This window comes from Nitrobacter sp. 62-23 (assembly GCF_001897285.1).
Taxonomy (GTDB): domain Bacteria; phylum Pseudomonadota; class Alphaproteobacteria; order Rhizobiales; family Xanthobacteraceae; genus Nitrobacter.
The window spans coordinates 1-16,584 of sequence record NZ_MKSM01000012.1; the positions used below are offsets into that span (position 1 = coordinate 1).

Genomic DNA, 16,584 nt, shown 5'->3' on the forward strand with positions numbered 1-16,584 from the left:
CATGGCCGAGGTCGTCAGCCTGTTGTTCCGCCTGCCCGCCAACGGCAAGCCGATGACCATCATGCAGCTTGCGGGCTTCCCCGCCGAGGTCGTCGATTCCGTGGTGTCGGTCCTCTGCCGCATGGCGTTCGACTTCGGCCTGTGGAGCGACGGCGTCTCGCCGCTGCTGTTCGTCTGCGAGGAAGCCCACCGCTATGCGTCGGCCGACCGCAGCATCGGCTTCGGCCCGACCCGCAAGGCGATTTCCCGCATCGCCAAGGAAGGCCGCAAGTACGGCGTCTATCTTGGCCTGGTGACGCAGCGCCCGGCCGAACTCGACGCCACCATCATTTCCCAGTGCAACACGCTGTTCACGATGCGGCTTGCCAACGAGCGCGACCAGGCGCTGTTGCGTTCGGCGGTCTCGGACGCGGCGGCGAACCTGCTCTCGTTCGTACCCTCGCTCGGTACCCGCGAGGTGCTTGCCTTCGGCGAAGGCGTCGCGCTTCCCACGAGGCTGCGCTTCAAGGAAGTTCCGGCGCATCAATTGCCGCGCAGCGAGGCCACGATCTCGACCGTGCCCTCCAACGCGCCCGGCCACGACGCGCAATTCGTCGACGCCGTTCTGGAGCGCTGGCGCGGCGCAACCTCGCATCGCGATGCGCCCAACGACATCGGCCCCACGGAAAAGCCGGCCGCGCGCATGCTGGACGCGCCGATGCTGCAGCCTTCGCTCGGCCTCGATCCCGACCGTTTCACGCTTCTGAAGAGACCGTTGCGATAGAGCCTTGATTATCCGACAGGACGGCCGCCGGGATGACGTCAACCGTCAGGCGCCGGTCCGCACCATCCAGGCAAATAGACCGCTTCCGCGTTCTTCGCCAGCGCCAGCGCTTTCTCCATCGCCTTCGCAAAATCGGCTTCGACGACTTTGCGTGCGACCCTTCGCCGTAAATAGTCAGCCCAGAGAAATTCGCTGAACGGGGTGGTATCCTTGGCGTAGCCGCCGACCCGCCGTAGTTCGCCGGCAAGGCTGCGGAACGGATCGTCTTTCAGACCGGCGACCGACTTCGGAATGTCCTTGAAGTGATGCCGCTTTCCCTTCGCGTCGTAGGGATAGACCCACCGGCGATTATCGAGCACCACCCAGAACGCGTCCTGATCGACCATCGTCAAATCGGCGACAATGGTAACCAGGATATCCTTTACGCCTTCTTCGTGAAGCGCCCGTGCAAGGTGGTGATGATCGATGACGTAATGGCGCTGATCGGGGCCGAGCACCACGGGGATCATATGCTCGCCCAGCAGCTTCGCCTGTTTTTTCTTCGATTGGTGAGCGCGCCAGCGCTGGCGTTTTTCCTGCACCTCGCGCATCCCGACAGTCATCTGCGTCGGACGAAGCGACAGGATCGGAATTGGCTGCAGGACGGGCTCGCGGATATTCGTCATGGTCGGCGCTCCGGAAGAAAGCAAAAACCGATGCGCCTGATTATGGCATCACACCGCCGACATCGAAATTGTCGAAATTGGTCGGCCCCCGGCGATGATCTGCCAGGGCAGAACCGGAAGCCGGACACCCCTCAAATTTCGCAGCGCGGGGAAGGTCACTGGCCCGCAAACTTTCCATACCCCTGACCGTGCGCAATGTGCTATGATTATAGCTGATCCTGCGGAGCTGCCCGATGGGAACACAGCGACCCAAGACGTTGGAGAGCGAGCACATCGTGCTCCAGTTCCGGCCGCGCCGCGCTGCGGGAGCGCCTGACCGGCCGCCGCCGAATTCCGCCCGAGACGACTCCCCCGCCCCCTCGCCGCGCAATCACTTGCCGCGCAATCAACAGCCTCCTGAGCAGCCGGACGACTTCCGCCATCGGATGCTTGCGAATGCGGCAGCGGTCGCCTTCACGATTGCATTGACCGCCGTCGGTCTGTGGCTGGCCATGAGCATCGCCGACTTGCGCATGATCGGGACCGCGCCCTGACGGAGCTTCAGGATTGCTCACGCAGCACACCCTCCCAATGATGATAGGCTGCGAGGATCAAGAGCCCTGATTCGGCTGCGGAATACGGCTTTGCGGAAGACCTGGCGCCATTGAACTCGGGACAGCGCTCCGATATATGGGCACTCGACTCCGCAAGATGGGCTGGCTGTTGCGGAGCCGACGCCGCCGTCGAACATCGGTACGACATTTATCTCCAATCTATCAAAGGCTTAAAGATGTCTTCCACATTCGATCGGGTCGCCACCATCATCGCGGAAACCTGCGACATTCCACGCGATACGATCACGCCCGAAAGCCACGCCATTGATGATTTGGGAATCGACAGCCTGGACTTTCTCGATATCGCATTTGCGATCGACAAGGCGTTCGGGATCAAGCTGCCGCTGGAAAAGTGGACGCAGGAGGTCAACGACGGCAAGGCGACGACCGAACAATATTTCGTCCTGAAAAATCTCAGCGCGCGCATCGACGAGTTGGTCGCCGCCAAGGGCGCCTAATCGCGCGGCCATGGATCTCGCATATTTTCACCTGATCGACCGCATTGCCGACCTCGACATCGGCGAGAAAACAATCGCGGTCGAGGCCCAGGTACCCCAGCAAAGCACGATCTTCGAGGGCCACTTCCCCGGATATCCGCTGATGCCGGGCGTTCTGCTGATCGAGTCGATGGCGCAGGCGTCTGGCTGGTTGCTGATCGCCCTGATGAAGTTCGAACGCATGCCGTTCCTCGCCGCGGTCAAGGAAGCCAAAATGCGAAGGTTTGTGACTCCCGGCGAACTCCTGCGCATCGAGGCGAGCGTGGTTCACGAAGGCTCCGGTTACGCCATGACCCAGGCCAAAGTCAGCGTCGGCGGCAAACCGCGATGCAACGCGACGATCACGTTCGGCATCGCCGCTTTCCCGAACGCGGATTTGCGCGGGCACATGGAGGCCATGGCTGGCCGCATCGGGTTTCCGCAACAGATGATCGCTCATGGCTGAGACATCATCGCATCCAAAGCCGATCGAAGCCTGGATCACCGGCATCGGCCTAGCCACCTCGCTCGGCGAGGGTCTCGACGCGCATTGGGAGGCGCTGAACCAGCGCCGCATCAACGCCGACGAGAAGAACTTCGCGCCCCATGTCGTTCATCCGCTGGCGCCGGTCAGCTTCGACGCGCAGATTCCGAAAAAGGGCGACCAGCGCCAGATGGAAGCCTGGCAGCGCATCGGCACATATGCGGCAGGACTGGCGCTCGATTCCGCCGGCGTCAAAGGCAATGCGGATATCCTGGCGCGAATGGACATGATCGTCGCCGCGGGCGGGGGCGAACGCGACCTCGTTGTCGACGCCGGAATCCTGAACGCCGCGGCCAAGGGCAACGCGGCGCCCGGCTTTCTCAACGAGCGGCTGATGAACGAGTTGAGGCCGACGCTCTTTCTGGCGCAACTGTCCAACCTTCTCGCCGGCAACATCGCCATCGTCCACGGCGTGACCGGCTCGTCGCGCACCTTCATGGGCGAGGAAGCCGCCGGCGTCGATGCGGTGCGCATCGCGCTGGCTCGTATCGCCGCCGGCCAGAGCGACATCGCGCTCGTCGGTGCCGCTCACAATGGCGAGCGGAAAGACCTGCTCCTCCTCTACGAATTCGGCGACTTCAACCTGAAAGAAAAATTCGCGCCGGTCTGGATGCGTGAGCAGAGCAGCGGTTTCGCGCTCGGATCCGGCGGCGCTTTCCTGGTGATCGAATCCCGCGCCCATGCCGAGGCCCGCGGCGCGAAGCCGTTTGCGCGCCTGACCAGTATCGTCGCCGACCATGCACGGCGCAAACGCCCGGGCGAGGTCACCTCGACGCTGGAATCGCTGTGGTCGAAACTCGGCAGCCCCACGGAGGCAACCGCGATCATTACCGGCGCCACCGGCGCCGAGCCGGTTACCTCCGAAGAGCGCGCCTTCCTCCGCGCCCATTCTAACCTCCCGGTCCGCGCGACCGGAACGATGTTCGGTCACACCCTGGAAGCGCAGTTTCCGCTCGGACTGGCCGTTGCCGCGTTGTCGCTGTCGCGCGGGGCGCTGTTTGCGCCGGACGATTCATCGGATCAGGAGATTGATATGGCCGCGCCGCCGGCCCAGATTGTCGTGATCGGAGCCGGTCACTGGCGCGGCGAAGGCATGGCGCTGGTCGAAGCGATCCGCTGAACCGGGCTCATTCGACAGGGGAAAACATGACCGCAATGCGCGACAAATCCGGCAGGCCCGTCGTTGTCGTCACGGGCATGGGCGTCGTGACATCTCTCGGCTCGGGCAAATCCGATAACTGGGCCAGGCTGTGCGCGGGTGAATCCGGCATCAGAACGATCACGCGCTTTCCCACCGACGGCCTCAGAACCACGATGGCCGGCACCATCGATTTCGTCCCGGTCGAGCCGTTCTCATCGACCGATCTCTCCGAGCGGCTCGCGGACATCGCAACCGAGGAGGCCATCGCGCAGGCGGGCATCGGGCGCGCCGGCGATTTTCCGGGCCCGCTGTTCCTCGCGGTCGCTCCGGTTGAACTCGAATGGCCGCAGCGTCACGAACTCGGCCACGTCATCGGTACGGATACCGAAATCGACTATGACCAGATGCTGCGAGTCAGCGGCGGCGGCGCATTCAAGACGTATCACCGCCGCTTCCTGTTCGGCTCCGTCGCCGATCATCTCGCCGAAACCTTCGGGACCAAGGGCTCGCCCATCTCGCTCTCGACGGCCTGCGCATCGGGAGCAACCGCGATCCAGCTCGGCGTCGAAGCGATCCGTCGCAGCGAAGCGGACGCCGCGCTGTGCGTCGCGACCGACGGCTCGGTCAATCCCGAGGCGCTGATCCGCTTCTCGCTGCTGTCGGCGCTGTCGACCCACAACGATCCCCCGCACGCGGCGGTGCGGCCGTTTTCCAAGAACCGCGACGGCTTCGTGATGGCCGAGGGCGCGGGCGCGCTGGTTCTCGAAAGCTATGAAGCGGCAACCGCGCGCGGTGCGAAGATTTTGGGCATCATGGCGGGATGCGGCGAACTGGCGGACTCGTTCCACCGCACACGCTCGAGTCCTGACGGCAAGCCGATCATCGGATGCGTCCGCAACGCGCTGGCGGATGCCGGCGTAACCATCGAGCAGATCGACTATATCAATGCGCACGGCACCGGCACGCCGGAAAACGACAAGATGGAATATCTCGGCATCTCGTCCGTGTTCGGCGAGCGCGCCAGGCAGATCCCGGTCTCGTCGAACAAATCCATGGTCGGCCACACGCTTTCGGCAGCGGGCGCCGTCGAAGCGGTGTTCTCGCTCCTGACGCTCGAGCACCAGCGCATTCCGCCGACCATCAACTACGACGTGCCGGACCCGGCGATCCCGTTCGATGTCGTTCCCAACGCGGCCCGCGATGCACGCGTCACCACGGTGATGTCGAACTCGTTCGGCTTCGGCGGCCAGAACGCGTCGCTGATCCTGACGCGCGAACCGGTCTGACGGCGCGGTGCGGCGGACCCTTGCCCGGTGTGCTGACGTCCTGGCGCGTTCCGAGCGTCCGCCGAGCATCATCGCGATCGTTTCCTGATGCGCCGCCTCCTGCTTCGAACCCGCGCGCGACTGCGCGACGCCATCAAACCCGTGGGCGCAGCCACGATCGGCGCGCTGACGATCGCCCTGTTGCGAACGACGCGTTATTTCGACCCGATCAAGACGGCGAACCTGTTCGGCCGCGTCACGCAGAAGATCGGACCGATGCTGCGCGAGCAGAAGATCGGTCGCGCCAACCTCAGCGCGGCGTTCCCCGACAAATCACCAGAGGAAATCGAGACCATACTTGCAGGAGTGTGGGACAATCTCGGACGCATCGGCGCGGAGTTCGCCCATCTCGATCGCGTCTGGGCATTCGATCCCGACCGTCCCGAGCAAAGCCGGGTCGAAATCGAACCGCGCACCCGCGAACTGTTCCACAAGCTGCGGCTCGACGGCAAGCCCGCGCTGATCTTCGCAAGCCATCTCGGTAACTGGGAACTCCCGGCGGTCGCCGCCGTCGCGCACGGACTCGACGCGGCGGTGCTGTACCGCAGGCCCAACATCGCATCGGCCGATCGCGTGATCGAGCAGATGCGCTCGGTCAACATGGGCACGCTGATCCCGGCCGGCCGCGACGCGCCGTTCAAACTGGCGCACGCGCTGCAAAACGGCCAGCACGTCGCCATGCTGGTCGACCAGTACCTGACCAACGGCGTCGACGTCACGTTCTTCGGGCGCAAGACCAAGGCCAACCCGATGCTGGCGCGCCTGTTGCGGCAGATCGAGTGCCCGATTCACGGCGTGCGCATCATCCGCCTGCCCGGCCATCGCTTCCGCGCCGAACTGTCCGACGAGATCGCGCCGGTGCGCGAGGCGAACGGCGACATCGACGTGCAGGGCACGATGCAGGCTGTCACTTCGGTGATTGAAGGCTGGATCCGCGAATATCCGGATCAATGGCTGTGGCTGCACCGCCGCTGGCGGTAGAGCACGAACCGATCAGGTTGCATCGTGCCGCGCATCGTCATGCCCACATTGCTGCGGCGCGCTCACCGCCCGGTCTTCACGCGGGTCCACAGCCGGTTGATCGTACGCTGGGTCGCGGGATCACGCGCGGTGATGACGAACAGCCGCTTCATCGCCGCCGCGTCCGGATAGATCGTCTTGTCGTTGATGATTTTCGGATCGATCAACTTCTGGCTGGCCAGATTGCCGTTGGCATAGGACAGGAAATCGGAATTCTTGGCGGCCACGTCGGGCCGATAAAGATAATTGATCAGTTCATAGGCCTCGGAGACGTTCTTCGCATCCGCCGGGATCGCGAGGTTATCGAAGAACATCTGCGCGCCCTCCTTCGGGATCGCATAACCGATCTCGACGCCGTTGTGGGCTTCGGCCGCGCGGCTCTGTGCCTGCTTGATATCACCGGACCAGCCGACGACAAGACAGATCTCGCCGGTTGCGAGGCCGTTCAGATATTCCGAGGAATGAAATTTCCGAACCGAAGGCCGGATCTTGCTGACCAACGCAGCCGCCTGTTCGAGATCATCCTTCCTTGTCGAATTCGGATCGAGGCCAAGATAGTTCAATGCCGCCGGCAAAATATCGTCGGCGGAATCAAGCATCTGGACGCCGCAATCCTTGAACTTGGCAAGCTTGTCCGGATCGAAGACGATGTTCCAGCTATCGATCCGGCCGTCGGGTCCAAGAATGCGCTGCACGGCTTTGACATTGTAGCCGATGCCGGTGGTGCCCCACATGTAGTTCGCGGCGTACTGGTTGCCGGGGTCGTAAACCGCGAGCTTCGCCGTTATCTCCGGCCAGGCATCGGCGAGATTCGGCAGCTTCGATTTGTCGAGCTTCTGGAAAATATTCGCGCCGATCTGACGCTGCAGGAAATAGGCCGTGGGCACCACCACGTCGTAGCCCGACTTGCCGGCGAGGAGCCTCGTCTCCAGCGTCTCGTTGGCGTCAAACGTGTCGTAGACCACCCTGATGCCGGTCTCCCTGGTGAAATCATCGAGCACGCCGGGCGCGATGTAGCTCGACCAGTTGTAGAAATTCACCACCCGATCGGCCGCCTGCACGCGCGACGATACCGCGCCGAAACCGAGTGCGAACGCGGCGGCAACCCAAAGCCATGCGTATCGATAAAGCCATGTGTGTCGATTTGGAATCATCGCTGCACCGTCCTAAAGAGCATGCACGGCGTCGGACAAACGCTCCAGCGCGCTGTCGAGCGTGGCGTCGGTCTTGGCGAAACAGAAGCGCACGACCGAGGTGACCGCGTCCTGTTCGTAGAACGCCGATACCGGGATCGCCGCGACCTTGTGGTCGGTCACGATGCGTCTGCAAAACGCTTCGTCGGTTTCATTGAGGCCGAGCGGCGCGAGATCGACCGTCAGGAAATAGGTTCCTTGCGAGGCCAGCACCGGAAATCCGATGTCTCCGAGCCCGCGTGTCAGGCGATCGCGGCGGCGCGCCAGATCGCTGCGCATTGCGAGAAAAAAATCATCCGGCTTGGCAAGGCCATGGGCGACCGCGGCCTGAAGGTTGGGCGGCGTCGTGAAGGTCAGAAACTGATGCACCTTCGCGGTCACTTTCAGCAGCGGCGGCGCGGCGCAGACGAACCCGACCTTCCAGCCCGTCAGCGAAAATATCTTCCCGGCCGAGCCGATCTTGATGGTGCGCTCCCGCATGCCTGAAATCGTGATCAGCGGGATATGTTCGCGGCCGTCGAAGACGACGTGCTCCCAGACCTCGTCGCAGATCGCGATCGTGTCGAATTCCTGACAAAACCGCGCCAGCAATTCCAGGTCCTCGCGCGGGTAAACCACGGCGGCCGGATTGAGCGGATTGTTGAAGACAACCGCTTTCGTGTTGGGCGTGAAGGCGGCGCGAAGCGCGTCTTCCGTCAATCGCCAGTGCGGCGGCTCCAGCCGCACCAGCCGCGGGATTCCTCCGGCCTGCCTGATCATCGGAAGATAGGAATCATACACCGGCTGGAAGACGATGACCTCGTCGCCGGGCTCGACCACGGCAAGGATCGCGCTGGTCAGCGCCTCGGTGCCGCCCGAGGTGACCATGACCTCGCTCATCGGATCGAGCGGCAAGCGATGCCAGCGCGCGTAATGCGCGGCGATCGCCTGCCGCAACTGCGGAATTCCCATCATCGACGGATACTGGTTGTAGCCGTCGAGAACGGCCTCGGCCGCCGCGCGCCGGATATCCTCCGGACCCGGATCGTCGGGAAAGCCCTGCCCGAGGTTGATGGCATCGTTGTCGCGCGCGAGTTGCGACATCGTCTCGAAGATCGTGACCGGAAGGCCTGCGAAGACCTTGTTCATCGAAGGCGTCAAATCTCAGCCGCCGCTTCGCGTCGGCAGTCCTACCGCTTTCCACCCCAGAATTCCGCCGGCGAGATGCTTGTCATAGGCAAGGCCGTCAGCCTGCGCCATCATCGACGCCGTCACCGAGCGTTTGCCCGAGCGGCAGGCGAACACCACCTGCTTGCCTTGCGGATCGGGGATAGCCTTGGGATCGAAGACCGACAGGGCGACGACGGCCGCGTCCGGAAAAGCCTCAGCGGCAACCTCGTTCGGTTCGCGGACGTCAACCAGCAGATAGCGTCCCTCGGCCACGCCCTTCGAGACGTCTTCCGGCGTCAGGTCGTGAACCACAAAATTCCGATCCGCCAACGCAACCTCCCTCGCGTTTTGCATTCGAACGCGCACTCCGGTCGAAACCGACCGGCCCCGCTGTCCAGCCGTCAAGGTCGCCCCTTGGGCCGATAAAATCAAGCGCCACCCAGCTAAATGCTGATTTGCGTCCCCACCTCGACGACCCGCCCGGTCGGAATCTGGAAGTAATCGGTCGCATCGTTGGCGGACCGGCTCAGCGCGAGGAACAGGCGGTCCTGCCAGAGCGGCATCGCGGAGCGTGCGGCCGGCTTGAGCGTGCGTCGCGACAGGAAGAACGAGGTCGCCATGATATCGAACTGCCAGCCGAGTTTCCGCGCGATGGCGAGCGCCTTCGGTACGTTGGGTCTTTCCATGAAGCCGAAGCGCAGCGTCACGCGCGAAAACGTGGCGCTGATCTGCTCAAGCCGCACCCGGTCGCGAGGCTCGATGCGCGGCGTCTGCGCTGTCTCGATGGTGAGGATGACGTTCTTCTCATGAAGCACCTTGTAGTGCTTCAGACTATGCATCAGCGCGGCGGGAGCAAAATCCGGGTCGCTGGTCAGAAACACGGCGGTTCCGGGCACCCGGTGCGGCGGCCGCTTTTCCAGCATCTCCACCAGTTCAAGCATCGGAAATTCAAGCTTGCGGGATTTCTCGAACAACAGCCGGCTGCCGCGGCGCCACGTATACATCAGCAGCATCACCGTCCCGCCAAGCGCCAGCGGCATCCAGCCGCCCTCGAAGACCTTCAACAGATTCGCCGTGAGGAACGTGAGATCCAGCAGCAGGAACGGCGCGATCAGGGCGGCGGCCGCGAGCGCCGGCCAGTTCCAGACCTTCCAGATGACGACGAATCCCATCATCGCGGTGACGACCATCGTTCCCGTGACGGAAATGCCATAGGCGGAGGCCAGCGCGCTTGAGGACCGGAATAGCAGCACCAGCAGTATGACGCTGACAACGAGCATCATGTTGACGCGAGGCATGTAGATCTGTCCGGAGTGCTCTTCCGAGGTGTGACGGATTTCAAATCGCGGCAACAGTCCGAGTTGGGTCGCCTGACGCGTCAGCGAATAGGCGCCGGTGATGACGGCCTGGCTTGCAATCACCGTCGCGATCGTGGCCATGACCACGACCGGCACCAGCGACCACGCTGGAAACAGCAGAAAGAAAGGATTTTCGATCGTTTCAGGATGGGCGATCACCAGCGCCCCCTGTCCGAGATAGTTCAGCACAAGCGATGGCAGCACGATCGCAAGCCACGCGGTCTGAATCGGCCGTTTGCCGAAATGACCGAGATCGGCATAAAGCGCCTCCGCTCCCGTGACCGCCAGAAACACCGCGCCCAGCGTGACGAACCCGATGACGCCGTGATGGGCCATGAAGCCGATGGCATGGAGCGGATTGAAGGCCAGCAGAACCTCGGGATGTTGTGCGACCTGTGGAATGGCCGCGGCCGCGATCATCACGAACCAGACGCACATCACGGGTCCGAAGAAGGCGGCGACGCGCGCCGTTCCCCGCGACTGAACCGCAAACAGCGCCAGCAGGATCACTACCGTGATCGGCACGACATAGGGGTCCAGCGCCGAGGTGGTCAGCTTGATGCCTTCGATGGCCGACAGCACCGAAAGCGCCGGCGTGATCACGGCGTCCCCGTAGAACAGCGCGCCGCCGATGATGCCGAGCAGCACGATGACGGTCCCGCTCCGGCTCGCGGCGCGTTGCGCCAGCGCCATCAGCGCCAGGATTCCGCCCTCGCCGTGATTGTCCGCCCGCAGCAGGATCAGGACGTATTTGAGCGTCACCACCACGATGAGCGCCCAGAGGATCAGCGAAAGCACGCCCAGGACAGCTTGTCGGTCCGCTCCGCTTCCTGCCGCACCGGCGGCAACGACCGCCTCCCGTAGCGCGTAAAGCGGGCTGGTGCCGATGTCGCCATAGACCACCCCGATGCTGCCCAGCATCAGCGCTTTGAACCCGGCCGTGGAATGGGCGTCGCCGGATCCATTCGCCGCCGGCACCGCCGAGGCTGAACTTGCACCGTCGCTTGTCATGGATGAGACCTCGAGGTCCTTGCGCTGCATCATGCGGAGCGCCGGGGCTTATAAGTCCGTGCCGTCACGCATGACCTATTCTGATTTCAGGCCTCAGCTATGCGATAAACGCATGAAGTAGCGTGGGAGGTCAGATAATGACTTGCGTTCCCACTTCCACGACCCGCCCGGTCGGAATCTGAAAATAATCCGTCGCATCGTTGGCGGAGCGGCTCAGCGCGATGAACAGGCGATCCTGCCAGAGCGGCATGCCCGAATGCGCCGACGGCTTCAGCGACCGCCGCGAGACGAAAAACGACGTCGCCATGATGTCGAACTGCCAGCCGAGCTTGCGCGCGATCGCCAGCCCCTTCGGAACATTGGGCGATTCCATGAACCCGAAGCGGAGGCTGACGGTCGAGAACTTCTCGCTGATCGTCTCCATGCGAACCCGGTCGCCGGGATCGACACGCGGCGTCTGCGCGGTTTCGATGGTGAGGATGACGTTGTGTTCGTGAAGGACCTTGTTGTGCTTGAGATTGTGCAGCAACGCCGTCGGCACGAAATTCGGATCGCTGGTCAGGAACACCGCCGTGCCCTTGACGATATGCGGCGGCCGTTTTTCAAGACTCTTGACGAGGTCGAGCAGCGGCACCTCGGTGCGCCGGGTCTTCTTGACAAGGATGGCCGTACCGCGACGCCACGTCCATATCAGCACCACCATCGTGAAGCCGAACAGAAGCGGCACCCAGGCGCCCTCGAGCAGCTTGAGAAGGTTGGCGCTGAAAAACATCATGTCGACGGCGACAAGCGGGGCAACCAGCGCGGCGGCCGTCGCCGCGCGCCAGTTCCAGAGCTTCCAGACAACCACAAAACCCATGATGCCGTCGGCGACCATCGTCGTGGACACCGCGATCCCGTAGGCCGATGCGAGCCCGCTGGAGGTGCGGAACAACAGCACCAGCAGCAGCACGCCGACCAGCAGCAGCAAGTTGACACGCGGCAGATAGATCTGGCCGGCATGGGTCTCGGAGGTGTAGCGGACCTCGAAACGCGGCAACAGGCCGAGTTGCACGGCCTGGCGAATGAGCGAATAGGCGCCGGTGATGACGGCCTGGCTCGCGATCACGGTGGCGGCGGTTGCCAGCACGACCAGCGGCAGGATCATCGGCGCGGGCGCCAGGCGATAGAAGGTGTTCTCGATCGCGTCGGGATGGGCGAGAATCAGTGCGCCCTGCCCGAAATAGTTCAGCAGCAATGCCGGCAGCACCAGACAGAACCACGCGGCCTGAATGGGCTTGCGGCCGAAATGGCCGAGATCGGCATACAGCGCCTCGCCGCCCGTGACCGACAGAAAGACCAGCCCCATGATAACGAGGCCGATCAGGCCATGGTTGAGCAGGAAGTGAATAGCGTGCCACGGATTGACCGCCAACAGCACGCTCGGGTCCTCATGGATGTGCAGGACGCCGAGAACCGCGATGGTCACGAACCACAGTGCCATCACCGGAGCAAACGCCGAGGCGACGCGCGCGGTGCCGCGGCTCTGCACCGCGAAAAGTATGACCAGGATCAGCATCGTCAGCGGGACGACGTAGTGGTCCAGCCCGGGCGCTGCGAGCTTCAATCCTTCGACAGCGGACAGCACGGAGATCGCCGGCGTGATCATGGAATCGCCGATGAACATCGAGGCGCCGACCACGCCAAGCGCCAGCAGCAGCACGCTTCTCCGCCCCAGCGCCCGCTGCCCGAGCGCCATCAGCGACAGCGTGCCGCCCTCCCCGTTGTTGTCAGCCCGCAGCAGCAGCAGAACGTACTTGGCGGTGACGACGATGAACAACGACCACAGGATCAATGACAGAACGCCGAGCACGATCACCGGCGTCACCGTCCCCTGCTGCGCGGCATGATTGACGGCCTCGCGGAACGCATATAGCGGCGACGTCCCGATATCGCCAAAGACCACACCGATGCTTCCGAGCGCCAGCGCCGAAAAACCGGTCGTCTTTGCCGAAGCCTCGCCGATGGCTTCGGCGGTTGGATCGCTGACGGCCATGATTTCTGCAAACGCTCTGATGGTGGTTTCGATCCGGGGCTATCGCCCACAAGCACCGGCCCGTCAATCCAAGGAATGGCATTGACAGGCCACCTCGATCTGTCTGGCAGTCAACCCGCGTCTGGTAAAATAATACTGTAGCTCAGGGCTTCAAATTCGGAGGCAACGGCGGCGCCTCGCGCATCAAGGTGATGGTCACGCGCCGGTTCGCCGCCAGCGAAGGATCGTCCGGAAACAGCGGCATGCTGTCCGACTTGCCGGAGACCGCGAAGATATGGCTCGGCGGCAACCCTTCCCGTTCGAGAATCTGGCGAACGGCGTTGGCGCGGTCCGCGGACAGGTCGAAGCCGTCATAATCGCTGCGCGCCGGAATGAAGCTCGAAGCGGTGTGGCCGGTGATCGAAATTCGCAAGGGCGTCGCCTTGAGCGGAGCGGCGAGCTTCCTGATCAGCATGCGCGTCCGCTCATAAGGCTCCTTGGACCCGTCCGCGAACATCGAACGGCCGTCCTGGTCGACGATCTCAAGGTTGAGGCCTTCCTTGGTCTCCTCGAACATGACGTGCTTGGAAATCTCGGTCAGCTCCGGCATGTCCTGCAGCGCCTGCCGCAGCGACGCCGAGGCGAGCGCGAACTCGCGGTCCGTCTTGAGCCGCGCGCCCGCGGTCTTGGACCGCTCCTGTTCGTCGGGGGTCGGAGTGGTGGAGGTTTCCTCCGGCGGGACATGCGCGGCGTTCTTCAATTTCGGTCGCGTCGGCAGGCCGTCCGATTCGACGATCCCGGAATATCGCACCTCGGTCTGGGAGCCGAAGGCATCGCGCATCGAGCCGGCAACGATCTTGAGCTTTTGATTGTCCATCGTGGAAAAGGCGACGAGCATCACGAAGAAGCTCATCATCAGGCCCATCAGATCGGCGAACGTGACGAACCAGCCGTGCCCTCCGCCGTGCGCATCGCCGCGTTTTTTCTTGGCCATCGCTCGATCCCAGACTCACGCCTATTCCGCAAAAGCGGCTACCGGTTTGCGATCAGAGCCGTCCGCTCACGCCGGAACCGGCTCGCCCTCCTCGTGACGATGGTTCTCCGGCAGATAGGCCAGCAGCATTTCGCGCACCAGCGCCGGGCTTTTGGAATCCCGGATCATCAGGATGCCGTCGATGATCAACGTGCGGTTGGTTTCCTCGTCGAGCAACTTGCCGTGCAGCTTGTCCGCGATCGGAAGGCAGAACAGGTTGGCGACCAGCGCGCCGTACAGCGTTGCCAGCAGCGCGGTCGCCATGAACGGACCGAGCTTCGAGGGATCGGTCATGTTGGCGAACATCTGCACCATGCCGATCAGCGTGCCGATCATGCCGAACGCCGGAGCGCAATCGCCGATGGCGCGATAGATCTTGCTGCCCTCGTCGAGGTGCATGAGAAAATTGTCACGGTCGCGTTCGAGATTGTCGCGAATGAATTCGAGGTCGTAGCCGTCCGCGACGAAACGAATGCCCTTGGCGAGAAACGGCTCGTTGGTCTCGACCTTTTCGAGTCCAACCGGACCCTGCTTGCGGGCGATTTCAGCGATCCGCGCCAGTTCGTCGACAAGATCGCGCGCCGACAGCCGGCTCATGGTGAAGGCGAACTTGGCGCCGAGCGGCAGGCCGTGGAGAATCGCGCCGAGCGGAAAGCGGATCATGGTGGCGGCGGTCGCGCCGCCGAAGATGATGATCATAGCGTGTTCGCTGACGAACATATGGAGATCGCCGCCCATAAAGACCATCACGGCAACTACGAGCATGCCGAAAGCGAGTCCGGCACCCGTCATGATATCCATGGGAAAACTCCAACGCACGCGAACCGCCGGCCGTCCTGGACGGGGGCGCGGCCCGTTCTGAGCCACGCGGCGCCATCATAGCTTTGACGCAATTAAGGACGCGTAAAGCCAACCGGCGGCGGGAAGCGCCCCGGCAATCGAGCCGGCGTTCTCATTCCATCGAAGCGCCGGCGCGGCTGGCAAGGCAGGTCCGAAGCCGCGTTTAGAGCAGGCCGGGCGAAGATGCTTCCAGGTCTTGAAACATGAACAGGATCAAAGACGTGGCTGATCCTTGCGGGGACAATGGAAGCGACGGTCCAATACCATGGGCAAGCGGGAGCCTTCCCACCGTGACGCGTTAACAGCGGCCATCGCGGCCTTCAGGATAATGTCTCCGCATGCTCGCGACACCCGGTTCGAATCCGGCCCGCGGCCACCATCCGGCGGCAAGAGCCCATTTCCGAAAGAGCGATGTGGTCTTTCTAATATTGATAGACGTCAACATCGCCGGCAGATACTATGTAAACTACTTGACGCGTGACTCCGAGAGCCGCTCCACGACGCATAAACCGGAGCGGAGCTTGGAATTTGGTGCAAGGGCGATTTCTTTAGTCAGGAGCCACCGTGAAAAATTCAGCTTTAGGGTCAGACGTGACGGCGGCGGAGCCGCCGGGCAACCCGAAGGTTTTATGCATTTCGACCGTAGCGTTCGCGCTCGGTTTCGCGATCTGGGGAATGTTTTCCGCACTCGCCCCGTTTCTGATTAAATGGTACAGCTTCACGAGCACCCAGGTGTTGATCCTGGCTGCGATGGAGCCGCTTTTCGCGGCCGCCATCAGCATCCCGCTCGGAATCTGGACGGACAAGTTCGGCGGCCGGACGGTTTTCACGATTTTGCTGGTTTGCCTTTCGGTGGTCCTGATTTTGGGGACGTTCGCCGAGAGCTACATCGCCTTCCTGTTCCTGGGAATGATGCTGGGCCTCGGAGGCGCGAGCTTCGTGGTCGGCAACGCCCATGTGTCGTCCTGGTACCCCAAATCAAAACAGGGCACGGCGCTGGGCCTCTTTGCTCTGGGTAACGTCGGAATCACCGTCGGCATGATGGCCGTCTCGTTCCTCATCACGAGCGTGCTGGACACCAGCGATCCGGACGGCTGGCGTATGATCTTCCCGATCTTCGCCATTCCGACGCTGGGAATGGCGGCAATCTACATGTTCTTCACGTCGGACCCGCCGAACCGGAAGCTGAAAAACACCTCGGTTAAGGAAATCTTCGCCGTCTACCGCTCGGGCGTCGTGGTGTGGCTCGTTCCCGCTCTTTATTGGGTAGCCTTCGGTACGCTGGTTTTCTTCGCGTCGACCATGCCCACTTATCTGGTCGACTTTTGGCATGTCGACCCGACGACAGCCGTCGCGGTCTACACGCCAATTCTGGTGGTCTGCGTGGCGATTACAAGACCGCTGGGCGGCTGGCTGGCTGACCGTCGGGACGTTTTCACGCTGCTGAGTTGGATGTTCG

The 16,584-nt window shown here is 62.9% G+C and carries 15 protein-coding genes and 1 pseudogene; 8 read left to right on the plus strand and 8 right to left on the minus strand.

Annotated elements, in window-relative coordinates; all coding sequences use genetic code 11:
* A pseudogene (locus BGO16_RS01700) lies at positions 1-763 on the plus strand (ATPase); the annotation flags it as partial.
* Between the two features lie 38 nt (positions 764-801).
* On the opposite strand, the gene BGO16_RS01705 reads toward BGO16_RS01700, so the two are convergent.
* Positions 802-1,428 carry a ParB-like protein gene (locus BGO16_RS01705; protein WP_292616652.1) on the minus strand — a complete coding sequence of 209 codons (627 nt, stop codon included), beginning with the start codon at positions 1,426-1,428 and terminating at the stop codon, positions 802-804.
* A 233-nt stretch (positions 1,429-1,661) separates the two neighbouring features.
* On the opposite strand from BGO16_RS01705, the gene BGO16_RS01710 reads away from it, so the two are divergent.
* The 6 genes from BGO16_RS01710 to BGO16_RS01735 all read left to right on the plus strand — a co-directional run bounded on the left by BGO16_RS01710 (position 1,662) and on the right by BGO16_RS01735 (position 6,488).
* The gene (locus tag BGO16_RS01710) at positions 1,662-1,961 is read left to right on the plus strand and encodes a hypothetical protein (RefSeq protein WP_292616654.1); all 300 of its coding nucleotides are present in this window, start codon (positions 1,662-1,664) and stop codon (positions 1,959-1,961) included.
* Between the two features lie 236 nt (positions 1,962-2,197).
* Positions 2,198-2,479: an acyl carrier protein gene (locus BGO16_RS01715; RefSeq protein WP_011510017.1), complete on the plus strand. Its 282-nt coding sequence runs from the start codon at positions 2,198-2,200 to the stop codon at positions 2,477-2,479.
* A gap of 10 nt (positions 2,480-2,489) precedes the next feature.
* Positions 2,490-2,963, plus strand: coding sequence for a 3-hydroxyacyl-ACP dehydratase FabZ family protein (locus tag BGO16_RS01720; protein WP_292616657.1), 474 nt, complete (start codon positions 2,490-2,492; stop codon positions 2,961-2,963).
* Positions 2,956-4,161, plus strand: a complete 1,206-nt coding sequence (locus BGO16_RS01725; RefSeq protein ID WP_292616659.1) for a beta-ketoacyl-ACP synthase — start codon at positions 2,956-2,958, stop codon at positions 4,159-4,161. The genes BGO16_RS01720 and BGO16_RS01725 overlap by 8 nt, the downstream gene beginning before the upstream one ends.
* Positions 4,162-4,187: 26 nt before the next feature.
* The gene (locus BGO16_RS01730) at positions 4,188-5,468 is read left to right on the plus strand and encodes a beta-ketoacyl-ACP synthase (protein WP_292616662.1); all 1,281 of its coding nucleotides are present in this window, start codon (positions 4,188-4,190) and stop codon (positions 5,466-5,468) included.
* An 87-nt stretch (positions 5,469-5,555) separates the two neighbouring features.
* The gene (locus BGO16_RS01735) at positions 5,556-6,488 is read left to right on the plus strand and encodes a lipid A biosynthesis lauroyl acyltransferase (RefSeq protein ID WP_292616665.1); all 933 of its coding nucleotides are present in this window, start codon (positions 5,556-5,558) and stop codon (positions 6,486-6,488) included.
* Positions 6,489-6,550: 62 nt separating this feature from the next.
* On the opposite strand, the gene BGO16_RS01740 is transcribed toward BGO16_RS01735, so the two are convergent.
* From BGO16_RS01740 to BGO16_RS01770, 7 genes are all read right to left on the minus strand, one after another.
* The gene (locus BGO16_RS01740) at positions 6,551-7,681 is read right to left on the minus strand and encodes a polyamine ABC transporter substrate-binding protein (protein WP_292616666.1); all 1,131 of its coding nucleotides are present in this window, start codon (positions 7,679-7,681) and stop codon (positions 6,551-6,553) included.
* 12 nt (positions 7,682-7,693) lie between these two features.
* Positions 7,694-8,848, minus strand: coding sequence for an aminotransferase (locus tag BGO16_RS01745; RefSeq protein WP_292616668.1), 1,155 nt, complete (start codon positions 8,846-8,848; stop codon positions 7,694-7,696).
* A gap of 15 nt (positions 8,849-8,863) precedes the next feature.
* Positions 8,864-9,223, minus strand: a complete 360-nt coding sequence (locus BGO16_RS01750) for a rhodanese-like domain-containing protein (RefSeq protein WP_292616670.1) — start codon at positions 9,221-9,223, stop codon at positions 8,864-8,866.
* An 89-nt stretch (positions 9,224-9,312) separates the two neighbouring features.
* Positions 9,313-11,238, minus strand: a complete 1,926-nt coding sequence (locus BGO16_RS01755; protein ID WP_292616682.1) for a potassium transporter Kup — start codon at positions 11,236-11,238, stop codon at positions 9,313-9,315.
* Between the two features lie 130 nt (positions 11,239-11,368).
* A complete protein-coding gene (locus BGO16_RS01760) occupies positions 11,369-13,273 on the minus strand; it encodes a potassium transporter Kup (RefSeq protein ID WP_292616673.1) in 1,905 nt (634 codons plus the stop codon).
* Positions 13,274-13,415: 142 nt separating this feature from the next.
* Positions 13,416-14,246: a flagellar motor protein MotB gene (locus BGO16_RS01765; protein WP_292616676.1), complete on the minus strand. Its 831-nt coding sequence runs from the start codon at positions 14,244-14,246 to the stop codon at positions 13,416-13,418.
* A 66-nt stretch (positions 14,247-14,312) separates the two neighbouring features.
* Positions 14,313-15,086 carry a MotA/TolQ/ExbB proton channel family protein gene (locus BGO16_RS01770; protein WP_292616678.1) on the minus strand — a complete coding sequence of 258 codons (774 nt, stop codon included), beginning with the start codon at positions 15,084-15,086 and terminating at the stop codon, positions 14,313-14,315.
* A gap of 603 nt (positions 15,087-15,689) precedes the next feature.
* On the opposite strand from BGO16_RS01770, the gene BGO16_RS01775 reads away from it, so the two are divergent.
* Positions 15,690-16,584, plus strand: an 895-nt coding sequence (locus BGO16_RS01775; protein WP_292616680.1) for an MFS transporter, incomplete at its 3' end; no start/stop codon positions are given.

Coding starts and splice junctions, on each gene's coding strand:
- BGO16_RS01770 (WP_292616678.1), bottom strand. CDS start 15,086: ATGGATATCATGACGGGTGCCGGACTCGCTTTCGGCATGCTCGTAGTT.
- BGO16_RS01725 (WP_292616659.1), top strand. CDS start 2,956: ATGGCTGAGACATCATCGCATCCAAAGCCGATCGAAGCCTGGATCACC.
- BGO16_RS01745 (WP_292616668.1), bottom strand. CDS start 8,848: ATGAACAAGGTCTTCGCAGGCCTTCCGGTCACGATCTTCGAGACGATG.
- BGO16_RS01765 (WP_292616676.1), bottom strand. CDS start 14,246: ATGGCCAAGAAAAAACGCGGCGATGCGCACGGCGGAGGGCACGGCTGG.
- BGO16_RS01740 (WP_292616666.1), bottom strand. CDS start 7,681: ATGATTCCAAATCGACACACATGGCTTTATCGATACGCATGGCTTTGG.
- BGO16_RS01720 (WP_292616657.1), top strand. CDS start 2,490: ATGGATCTCGCATATTTTCACCTGATCGACCGCATTGCCGACCTCGAC.
- BGO16_RS01715 (WP_011510017.1), top strand. CDS start 2,198: ATGTCTTCCACATTCGATCGGGTCGCCACCATCATCGCGGAAACCTGC.
- BGO16_RS01735 (WP_292616665.1), top strand. CDS start 5,556: ATGCGCCGCCTCCTGCTTCGAACCCGCGCGCGACTGCGCGACGCCATC.
- BGO16_RS01710 (WP_292616654.1), top strand. CDS start 1,662: ATGGGAACACAGCGACCCAAGACGTTGGAGAGCGAGCACATCGTGCTC.
- BGO16_RS01730 (WP_292616662.1), top strand. CDS start 4,188: ATGACCGCAATGCGCGACAAATCCGGCAGGCCCGTCGTTGTCGTCACG.
- BGO16_RS01755 (WP_292616682.1), bottom strand. CDS start 11,238: ATGACAAGCGACGGTGCAAGTTCAGCCTCGGCGGTGCCGGCGGCGAAT.
- BGO16_RS01760 (WP_292616673.1), bottom strand. CDS start 13,273: ATGGCCGTCAGCGATCCAACCGCCGAAGCCATCGGCGAGGCTTCGGCA.
- BGO16_RS01705 (WP_292616652.1), bottom strand. CDS start 1,428: ATGACGAATATCCGCGAGCCCGTCCTGCAGCCAATTCCGATCCTGTCG.
- BGO16_RS01750 (WP_292616670.1), bottom strand. CDS start 9,223: ATGCAAAACGCGAGGGAGGTTGCGTTGGCGGATCGGAATTTTGTGGTT.